Origin of the sequence: Nioella sediminis (genome assembly GCF_001879695.1) — a bacterium.
In the GTDB taxonomy this organism is placed as follows: domain Bacteria; phylum Pseudomonadota; class Alphaproteobacteria; order Rhodobacterales; family Rhodobacteraceae; genus Nioella; species Nioella sediminis.
Genome location: NZ_MNBL01000108.1, coordinates 25,883 through 35,247 on the forward strand (window position 1 = coordinate 25,883; position 9,365 = coordinate 35,247).

Genomic DNA, 9,365 nt, shown 5'->3' on the forward strand with positions numbered 1-9,365 from the left:
GTCAAACGCCCTCCCAGACAAAGGGATTGTCCAGATCCTTCAGCAAGGGCGCAGCGGTATCCTTGTCCGACAGAACCGCTTCTGCACCCTCCAGACCCCAGTCGATGCCGATATCCGGATCGTCGAAGCGCACCGCGCCATCAGCTTCGGGGGCGTAGTAATCGGTGCATTTGTAGATGATCTCGGTATCCGGCTCTCGCGTCACGAACCCGTGCAGGAACCCCGCCGGGATCATCAACTGCTTGCCGTTCTCGAAGCTCAGTTCGATGCCGAACCAGTGCCCGAAGGTGGGGGAGCCCTTTCGGATATCGACCGCGACATCAAAAAGCCGCCCGCGCCCGCACCGCACCAGTTTCGCCTGCGCGTGGGGCGGTGCCTGAAAATGCAGGCCACGCACGGTGCCGACCTGCGCCGACAGCGAATGGTTGTCCTGCACGAAATCGTAGTTGAGCCCGCGGTCCGCCATTTGCCGTTTGTTCCAGCTCTCGCTGAAAAACCCGCGGGAATCGCCAAATCGACGAGGGGTCAGGATCAGAAGTCCCGGAAGAGGTGTTTGGTCAACCTGCACGTCGCAACCCCGATCCTTGATCTGTTTCGGTGCTGCCCCGTTCTTGGACAATTCCCCTTTGATTGCAATGCTGATGTCCATTGCATCGGGGAAAGGTCGGTTGTGATTGGGGCAACAAAAGCCCCTATGCGCTGAAGGTCCGGCAGGACGCAGCTTTCAGATCACATGTCGAAACTTCGGGGGAGGAGGATTTGGTGGAGCCTAGGGGGATCGAACCCCTGACCTCTTGCATGCCATGCAAGCGCTCTCCCAGCTGAGCTAAGGCCCCATCGCACGTCTGCGTTTCGACGGTAGGCGGGGTTTATGAAAGAGCGTGGGGGAGTTCAAGTGAAAAAACGCGCCTGTTGCGGGGAATCGCGCATCCGCTTCCCGGCAGGGCAATGACGGCTGTGACGGTGGTCGCGGCTGTCACGCGAGCAGTATGACCTGAACAAAGACATCCCTCACGGGCCAGTGCCCGGAGGGATGCCAGAGATTGTTGATACTTTCGGCGACCCTGCCCCTTTCAGGGAGGGTTGTGGACTTAGCTGTCGTCGTCGTCCGACGCAACATCCGCCAGATCGTCGAGAGGGACGCTGTCGTCATCCTCATCGTCATCCAGCAGGTCATCGTCCAGATCGATGTCATCGCTGTCATCGTCCAGCAGTGCTGCGGCGTCATCGTCCAGCACTTCTGCGTCATCCGTATCCTTGGCTTGCGCCTTGTCGGCCTTGTCGGCCACCAGCGTGCGCGATGCCTTGCCTGTTTCGATCACGACCGTTTCGCCCGTATACGGGCTGACGATCGGGGTCTTGTTCAGGTCATAGAAGCGTTTGCCGGTGGTTGGGCAGACACGTTTGACGCCCCATTCTTCTTTGGGCATGACACCCCCTTCAATCATCGCTATCGAGGAATTGCGGTCACCTGCCACAATGTCGGGGGGCTGTAAAGCCTTTCATCGGGCCAATCGTACAAAGCCGGGTTGCATCGCGCATATGGGGAACGAAATCCACATTCTCGGGGGGGATCCGGCGGTCGAGGTGGTTCTGAAGCGCTCGGCCCGGGCACGGCGATTCACCCTGCGCGTTTCGCGATCCAGCGGGCAGGTGACCCTTTCTATGCCCTCGCATGCGCCGGAGGCCGAGGCGATCGCCTTCCTGGATGCCCGTGAAGGCTGGGTCCGCAAGCATCTGGCAGCCAGCCCCGCCCCGGCGCGGCCTGTGATCGGGGGGGCGATTCCCATCGAAGGGCAATTGCGGCAGATCGTGCCCGGCACCGGTCGTTCCGCGCGCCTGATCGAGGGGCGGGTGGAACTGCCAGAGGGGCAGGAGGGGCCGCGCATGGCGGCGCTTCTGAAACAGATGGCGCGGGACCGGCTGGCGGAACGGTCTGCCCACCACGCAAGCGTTCTGGGGCGCAGCCATGGCCGGATCACCCTGCGCGACACCCGCAGCCGATGGGGCAGTTGTTCCTCGCGGGGCGATCTCATGTATTGCTGGCGGCTGATCATGGCCCCGCCCGAGGTGCTGGACTATGTCGCCGCCCATGAGGTGGCGCATCTGGTCGAGATGAACCATTCGCCCGCCTTCTGGGCCGTGTGCGAACGGCTCTGCCCCGGCTATCAGCCGCACCGCGACTGGCTGCGCCGGAACGGGGCCGGGTTGCTGGCCTGGCGCTTTGACCGCTTGCCCTGAGCGGGGGCTTGTGATCGGGTGACTCCATGCTTTTGACGCAACGCCCTTCCGAAGCGCCGACATCGGCCGCCCATGACCGCATCTACCGCACGGTGCGAACACGGATCATGCATGGGCAGATGCTGCCCGGCGAGGCGCTGACCCTGCGCGGGATTGCAAAGGAATTCGACGTCTCGATGACTCCGGCGCGCGAAGCTTTGCGGCGGCTTGTGAGCGAGGGGGCGCTGTCGCTGTCCTCCTCGGGGCGGGTGTCGACGCCGGAGCTGTCCAATGACCGGATCGAGGAGCTTGCGGCCATCCGGGCGCTGTTGGAGCCGGAGCTGTCTGCCCGCGCCCTGCCGCGGGCCCATCCGGCGCTGATCGACCGGATGGAGGTGATCAACGGCACTGTTGCCGAGGCCGTCGCGCATCGCGATCCGGTGGCCTATATCCGCGCCAATCTGGAGTTTCACCGGACGCTCTACCTGCGCGCACAGGCCCCGGCGATGCTGGCGCTGGCAGAGACCGTCTGGCTGCAGCTCGGGCCGACCATGCGGGCGCTTTACGGGCGGTTGAGGCGCACCGATCCGCCGCGCCACCACAAGCTGATCATCGCGGCGCTGAAGGCGGGGGACGAGCCGGGGCTGAGACTGGCGGTGCGGGCCGATGTGACGCAAGGGCTGCGCCTGATTGCAGGCTGAAAACGGGGGGATGCCGGGCGTGCACCCCCTGTACACCCCTCGTACACCCCCCGTGCAGACGAAATGGCGGTTTCGCCGCCTCCGGCACCGACCCGGGAGCGGCCCGTCTCAGCCCCCCGCTTGCGCGGGAGGCCTCGACAGGCCGCGTTGCCACGGGAGTGTTGTGGGGGCGGCGTGCAAATCAGACCGGGCCGGGATGGCAGGTGCCTTGGGATCAGGGCGCGGGGCGGGCCTGCCGGTTCTTTCGCCAGAGCGCAAGGCCGAGGATCAGGATGATGGGCCACCAGCCGAAGCCGGTCGCAAGGGCGGTTGCGCTGAACCGGGCGGGAACCGGGATGTGCTGCGCGGTGACATATTGATCGCGCAGCCGCTGCGCCTCGGCATCGGCGATCGGCGTGTGCTGGCGGCTGTCGCAGTCATCTGTGGCCAGACTGTAGCCCAGGCTTTGCCGCCAGATGCCGAGCAGCAGCAGATGATAGCGCAAGGAGCGGTGGCAAAGCGCCAGCGGGGCGCCTTGCGCCGTGGTCAGCGAGGTTGCGCTGACGAAATGCAGATCCTCGATCCGGCCAAGGGGGAGGCCGCGGGCCTCGGCCAGGGTGGGGAGGGCGAGCAGGGACAGAACAAGGAGCAGGCGCATGGAGATCTCCGGATCAGGGACGTCGCCGATAGGTCGGATCGCCGGGCGGGCCAGTTCAATCGGGACGGGGGGCACTGCCTGTGCAGCCCGTGTCGGGATGTTTTGGTCGCACATGCCAGTGACAGCCTTGTGCTTGTGAGCCCGGATTTCGCCGCCTTCCGGCGTCGACCCGCGAGCGGTCCTTTTCAACCTCCGGCTTGCGCCGGAAGCCTCAAAGGGCCGCGTTGCCACGAGCATGTGGCGGGGGGGCGGTGTTAGGGGGCAGGCGGCCGTATGCTTGGAGAGTGCGGGACGCCTCCGGCGGAGGTATTTGGGCCAAGATGAAACGGGGATCCGTCAGGGGAAGAGGCAGCTGTCGGGCAGCCAGCCGGTCTGGCCCTTGCGATTTCGGCAGAGTGTCCAGCCGAGGCGGTGGTCGAGAGGGGTGAGCATGTCGCCTGTCGAGACGGTCAGCTCTGTCGTGTCGAAGGGGGAGACGATCCGGCCGTCTTGGACGATTGCAGCAGGCACCCACCCGCCGAGGCCATCGCCATTCACCACCCATTGCCAGCCGGGATACTCATCGTCGGTCCGGCCCGGGGTGATCCGCTGGCCCGCCGTGACGGCGAGCGCGGGGTCATAGGTTGCGCGCCAGGGTTTGAGGGCGCGCAACCGGGGTTTATCAGGCGTGGATTGCGCCATCGCCGCAGGCCAGTGCCGCTTCGCGCACCGCTTCGGAATAGGTGGGATGCGCGTGGCAGGTCAGCGCCACGTCCTGCGCCGAGGCGCCGAATTCCATTGCCACGCAAATCTCGTGAATTAGGTCGCCCGCCGCCGGGCCGATGATGTGGCAGCCGAGGATGCGGTCGGTTTCCTTGTCGACGATCATCTTGACGAAGCCTTCGCCCTGGAACACGGCCTTGGCGCGGCCATTGCCCATGAAGGAGAATTCACCCACCTTGTAGGCGCGGCCCGAGGCCTTGACCTCTTCTTCGGTCTGACCGACGGCGGCAACCTCGGGTGCGGTGTAGATCACGCCGGGGATGACCGAGTAGTTTACATGGCCATGCTTGCCCGCGATCTGTTCGGCCACGGCCATGCCTTCATCTTCGGCCTTGTGGGCCAGCATCGGGCCGGGGGTCACGTCGCCGATGGCGTAGATGCCGGGGATGTTGGTGGCCCAGTGGGCATCGGTGGCAATCTGGCCGCGCTCGGTCATCTTGACCCCCAGTTTGTCGAGGCCCAGACCCTCGGTATAGGGGCGGCGGCCGGTGGCGACCAGCACCACGTCGGCGTCGACCTGATGGTCGCTGTCATCCTTGCGCAGCTTGTAGTTGACCTTGGCCTTGGTCTTGAGCGTTTCCACCGACTGCACGGCCGCACCCATGACGAAATTGAGCCCCTGTTTCTTGAGAATGCGCTGGAAGGTCTTGGCGACCTTGCCGTCCATGCCGGGGGTGATCTGGTCGAGGAATTCGATCACCGTGACCTCGGCGCCAAGGCGCGCATAGACCGAGCCCAGTTCCAGACCGATCACGCCCGCGCCGATGACAACCATCTTCTTGGGCGTCTTGGGCAGGGCCAGCGCGCCGGTGGAGGTGACGACGATCTTCTCGTCGACCTCGACGCCGGGCAGGGTGGAGGGCTCTGACCCCGAGGCGATGACGATATTCTTGGCCTCGTGCACCTCGTCGCCGACCTTGACCTTGCCGGCCTCGGGGATCGAGGCCCACCCCTTGATCCAATCGATCTTGTTCTTCTTGAACAGGAACTCGATGCCCTTGGTGTTCTGGCCGATCACGTCATCCTTGTAGGCCAGCATCTGCGGCCAGTCGACGGAAGGGCTTTTACCCTTGAGACCCATCTTGGTGAAGTTGTGTTCGGCTTCGTGCAGCATGTGGCTGGCATGCAGCAGCGCCTTGGAGGGGATGCAGCCGACGTTCAGGCAGGTGCCACCGAGCGCCTCGCGGCCCTCGACACAGGCGGTCTTGAGACCCAGTTGCGCGCAGCGGATGGCGGAAACGTAGCCGCCGGGGCCGCCGCCGATGATGATGACGTCATAGCTTGCCATTTTGGATCTCCTTGGTCGTCGTTCCGGGCATGTTTCAGAGGGGTATGCGGGTCCGAATCCCCTTGCGTCAACCGCTAATGGAAAATTGCCCCAAAAATTGGGGTGATTTTTTATGCCTGTTTTTCGAGGGGCGCAGTTTTGTGATCACAAATGGGTCTGGCGGCTATTCTGCTGCGTCCAGCAAGGCCGGATCCATCGGCGGCGCGGTCCATTCCGCGATTTTTCCGGGCGTCAGGATGCGGTCACGGCGTTCGTAGAACCAATGCAGGGCGGCCTGTTCGAGGTGGTAGAGGATCAAGTCCTCGCGCAGTTCCTCCAACTCCTCCTTCACCTTCGGCAGCAGGCGGTGGATCGAGGCATCTTCCACCTCGTTACGGTTGCAGCGTTGGTAAAATATTGAATCCTTGAAGTATTTTCCCAGGCCCTTGGTATTCGCCGCGCCCCGGTCGTTCTTCATCAGGAAGGTATCGTCGGAGCGGATGGCGTAATGGTTGATCTGGGCATTGTCCCAGGTCAGTTCCGCCCGGTCCATCTTGCGGTGGCGTTCGTGGGGCGGCTTGAAGAGCGAGTCAGACGTGATCTGCACCCCGCGCGTGTTGTGGTTGCGCACTTTGGGCTGGGTCGGGTGTTTGGGCATGTGGATCGAAACGGCGGAGAACTTGCGCGCCTTGAACATGGCCTTGTGCAGGCAGGAGTTCCACGCCGGTTCAGCCTTGGCCATGGTGAAGTTTTCCGTCACCAGCCCGCCGGGCCATGTCTGGTGCCCGGAATTGCCAAAAAGCCGCCAGGCGATGGCAATGCTTTCCGTGGGGGGCATGAGGTCGAGCAGGTCGTCCACATGACCCTTGCCGCAGGTCACGTTCAGGAACTCATCGCTGTCCACATGCAGGCACCATTCAGCCAGCACGAGGTCATCCACGTCTTCGCGGGCGATGCGCAGGCTCTCCATCTGCGGGCGGCCCGCGCCTCGCCAGTCATTGCGCAGGTGACGGACGTAGCCCATCTGCTGCAACCGGTCGAGCATCAGGTCGGTGCCGTCGGTGCAGTTGTTGGTGACGATCACCGCCTTGTCGAAGCCGATCACGCGGTAATAGGCGATCCATTCCAAGAGGAACATGCCCTCGTTACGCATGCAGGACAGAACCACCTTGTCCCCGTGGCGGCTGGTCATGCGGCTTTCTCCTCGTCGACGGGCAGGGTCCATTCGGCGATGCGTTCCGGCGTCAGGACGCGGGCGCGGCGGTTGTCCCACCAGATGTTGGAGGCCTGTTCCAGCGTTGCCAGCAGGGGGTCGGCACGCAGCGCGTTGATCCGGTCCTGCAGCTCCGGCAGGTGACGCAGGATCGACGTATCCTCGCGCCGGTTGGTGTTGTAGCGGCGGTGGAAGGTGGAGTTGAGATAGCGTTTGGTGCCGCCACGATCGGCGCCGTCGCCGCGATCGTTTTTCAGCAGGAAGAGATCCTCGGACTTGATCGTGTAGTGGTTCACACAGGCCCCATCCCAGGTGAGCTTTTCGCGGTCCATGCCCCGGTGGCGTTCATGGGCCATGGTATAGAGCGCGGTGGTGTCTATGGCCTCTCCCATGGCGTTGCACTGGGTCGCATCGGGGCGCAGCGGGTGCTTGGGCATGTGCACGGTCATGGTCTGGAATTTCTTCGGCTGAAACAGGGCCTTGTGGAAGGCGGTGGACCAGAAGGGTTTCTTGTCGCAGCGGGTGAAGTTTTCCAGCACGTTGCCGCCGGGCCATGTCTTGTGGCCCCCGTCGCCAAAGGGGCGCCAGGCAATGGCGCAGGCGTCGAAGTCCTGCACCACGTCGATCAGGTCATCGAGCCGGTGATCCCCATGAAAGACATTGAGAAATTCGTCGCTGTCCACATGCAGCAGCCAGTTGGCTTCGGCCACTTCGGGGACGTCTTCCTTGGCCATGCGCAGCCCATGGATCTGCGGGCTGTCGGCCTCGTACCCCCGGTTGCGGATGTGCTTGACCTGCCCCAGCTCCTGCAAGCGGTCCAGCATCATGTCGGTGCCATCGGCGCAATCATTGCTGATGACCACAATATGATCGACCCCGAGCAGGCGGTAATAGGCCACCCATTCGAGCAGGAAGATCCCCTCGTTCTTCATGCAGGACAGGACGGTGCGGGTTCCAAAGCGGCTGCTCATCGGCTTGGCCCTTCGTGTGACGGCTCGTTCCGGCGCTCTGATGGCGCGTTTGGGCGGAGTATGCCGTGCGCGGGGGGAAAGGGCAAATGAAAGCGGTCGAGGTGGAGGCGGGCAGGAAAAATCTTCTGGAAGATTTTTCGGTGTTTTCCTGAAGAATTTTCCGGAAAATTCTTCCTGTTCTCCTAGATCAAAGCGGCCACCAGCATGACAACGGTGGCCCCAAGCCCCACGGCCCATAGAAGCGACCGCCAGGGCACCCAGCCAAAGGCATAGGCGGGCACATAGAGGATGCGTGCGGCAAGGTAGATCCAGGCACATGCAGCGGTGAGGGGGGAGGAGGCCTCGCCCAATGTCACCACGACAGCGGCGATGGTGAAGAGGATCAACCCCTCGAAATGGTTGGTCATGGCCCGGTGCAGACGGCCCGTGCGGGGGCTGACCTGATCCATCAGCGGTTTTTGCAGGCGGTCCGGGTCGCGCGGGGAGAGGGTTTTCGCGGTGCCAAGTTCAAGGTTCGCGGGGATGGCCATGAGGGCGATCTGGATGACCTGCCAGAGGGCCGCGAGAGCGAGGACGGTGAGTTCGGGGGTCATGGGCACCTCAATCGAAAACGTCCGCCCGGCAGACCCGGACGGACGAAATGGCTACGCATCAGAGGCTGACTTGGATCACAGATCCATCAGCAGCCGCCGCGGATCCTCCAGCGCTTCTTTCACCCGCACCAGGAAGGTCACCGCGCCTTTGCCGTCGACGATGCGGTGATCGTAGCTCAGCGCCAGATACATCATCGGGCGGATCTTGATCTCGCCATTGATGACCATTGGCCGGTCCTGGATCTTGTGCATGCCGAGAATGCCTGACTGCGGGGGGTTCAGGATCGGCGAGGACATGAGCGAGCCGTAGACGCCGCCGTTCGAGATCGTGAAGGTGCCGCCCTGCATTTCCGCCATGGAGAGCTTGCCGTCGCGGGCGCGGCGGCCCTTTTCGGCGATGGCCTTCTCGATATCGGCAAAGCTCATCTGATCGGCGTCACGGATGACGGGAACCACCAGACCCTGCGGGGTGCCCGCGGCGACGCCCATGTGAACGAAGTTCTTATAGACGATCTCCTGCCCGTCGATCTCCGCGTTGACCTCGGGCACCTCTTTCAGCGCGTGGCAGCAGGCCTTGGTGAAGAAGGACATGAAGCCCAAACGCACACCGTGCTTCTTCTCGAACTGGTCCTTGTACTGGTTGCGCAGCGCCATGACCTCGGTCATGTCCACCTCGTTATAGGTGGTCAGGATCGCGGCGGTGTTCTGCGCGTCCTTCAGGCGGCGGGCGATGGTCTGGCGCAGGCGGGTCATCTTGACCCGTTCCTCGCGCGCGGCGTCATCGGCGCTGACCGGGGCGCGCGGTGCGGCGGCAGGGGCCGGAGCCGGGGCTGGCGTGGGGGCCGCTGCGGGGGCGGAGCCGGCTTTCATCACGTCTTCCTTCATGATGCGCCCGTCACGTCCGGTGCCCTGCACCTGATCGGGCGAGAGACCCTTTTCGGCCATCAGTTTTTCAGCGGAGGGCGCGTTCTTGACGTCGGTGCTGGCGGAGGCCGCAGGGG

11 protein-coding genes and 1 tRNA gene are annotated in these 9,365 nt (G+C 63.7%); 2 read left to right on the forward strand and 10 right to left on the reverse strand.

Translation table 11 applies throughout. The annotated features are described in order from the left end of the window. Position 1: 1 nt before the first annotated feature. The 3 genes from rfbC to BKY26_RS13580 all read right to left on the reverse strand — a co-directional run bounded on the left by rfbC (position 2) and on the right by BKY26_RS13580 (position 1,430). On the reverse strand, positions 2 to 568 hold the full coding sequence (gene rfbC / locus BKY26_RS13570; protein ID WP_071690938.1) for a dTDP-4-dehydrorhamnose 3,5-epimerase: 567 nt from the start codon (positions 566 to 568) through the stop codon (positions 2 to 4). Positions 569 to 760: 192 nt separating this feature from the next. After that, positions 761 to 836 (reverse strand) — tRNA-Ala (locus tag BKY26_RS13575). A gap of 255 nt (positions 837 to 1,091) precedes the next feature. Then, complete coding sequence (locus BKY26_RS13580; RefSeq protein ID WP_071690923.1) at positions 1,092 to 1,430, reverse strand: TIGR02300 family protein; 339 nt, start codon at positions 1,428 to 1,430, stop codon at positions 1,092 to 1,094. 112 nt (positions 1,431 to 1,542) lie between these two features. Here BKY26_RS13580 and BKY26_RS13585 point away from each other — a divergent pair, with 112 nt between their 5' ends. Both BKY26_RS13585 and BKY26_RS13590 read left to right on the forward strand, forming a co-directional pair. Next, positions 1,543 to 2,241, forward strand: a complete 699-nt coding sequence (locus tag BKY26_RS13585) for a M48 family metallopeptidase (protein ID WP_071690924.1) — start codon at positions 1,543 to 1,545, stop codon at positions 2,239 to 2,241. A gap of 26 nt (positions 2,242 to 2,267) precedes the next feature. Continuing rightward, positions 2,268 to 2,921, forward strand: coding sequence for a GntR family transcriptional regulator (locus BKY26_RS13590; RefSeq protein WP_071690925.1), 654 nt, complete (start codon positions 2,268 to 2,270; stop codon positions 2,919 to 2,921). Between the two features lie 214 nt (positions 2,922 to 3,135). Here BKY26_RS13590 and BKY26_RS13595 read toward each other — a convergent pair whose 3' ends face one another. The 7 genes from BKY26_RS13595 to odhB all read right to left on the reverse strand — a co-directional run. After that, the gene (locus BKY26_RS13595; protein ID WP_131541871.1) at positions 3,136 to 3,558 is read right to left on the reverse strand and encodes a hypothetical protein; all 423 of its coding nucleotides are present in this window, start codon (positions 3,556 to 3,558) and stop codon (positions 3,136 to 3,138) included. A 336-nt stretch (positions 3,559 to 3,894) separates the two neighbouring features. Next, a complete protein-coding gene (locus tag BKY26_RS13600) occupies positions 3,895 to 4,209 on the reverse strand; it encodes an SH3 domain-containing protein (RefSeq protein ID WP_131541872.1) in 315 nt (104 codons plus the stop codon). A gap of 10 nt (positions 4,210 to 4,219) precedes the next feature. After that, positions 4,220 to 5,608: a dihydrolipoyl dehydrogenase gene (gene lpdA, locus BKY26_RS13605; protein ID WP_071690928.1), complete on the reverse strand. Its 1,389-nt coding sequence runs from the start codon at positions 5,606 to 5,608 to the stop codon at positions 4,220 to 4,222. A 163-nt stretch (positions 5,609 to 5,771) separates the two neighbouring features. Further along, positions 5,772 to 6,779 carry a glycosyltransferase family 2 protein gene (locus BKY26_RS13610; RefSeq protein WP_071690929.1) on the reverse strand — a complete coding sequence of 336 codons (1,008 nt, stop codon included), beginning with the start codon at positions 6,777 to 6,779 and terminating at the stop codon, positions 5,772 to 5,774. Beyond that, on the reverse strand, positions 6,776 to 7,771 hold the full coding sequence (locus tag BKY26_RS13615; protein ID WP_071690930.1) for a glycosyltransferase family 2 protein: 996 nt from the start codon (positions 7,769 to 7,771) through the stop codon (positions 6,776 to 6,778). The genes BKY26_RS13610 and BKY26_RS13615 overlap by 4 nt, the downstream gene beginning before the upstream one ends. 182 nt (positions 7,772 to 7,953) lie before the next feature. Beyond that, positions 7,954 to 8,364 (reverse strand): MAPEG family protein, encoded by a 411-nt coding sequence (locus BKY26_RS13620; protein ID WP_071690931.1) that lies wholly within the window; start codon positions 8,362 to 8,364, stop codon positions 7,954 to 7,956. A 75-nt stretch (positions 8,365 to 8,439) separates the two neighbouring features. After that, the coding region (gene odhB / locus BKY26_RS13625) for a 2-oxoglutarate dehydrogenase complex dihydrolipoyllysine-residue succinyltransferase (RefSeq protein ID WP_071690932.1) at positions 8,440 to 9,365 on the reverse strand (926 nt) is incomplete at its 5' end.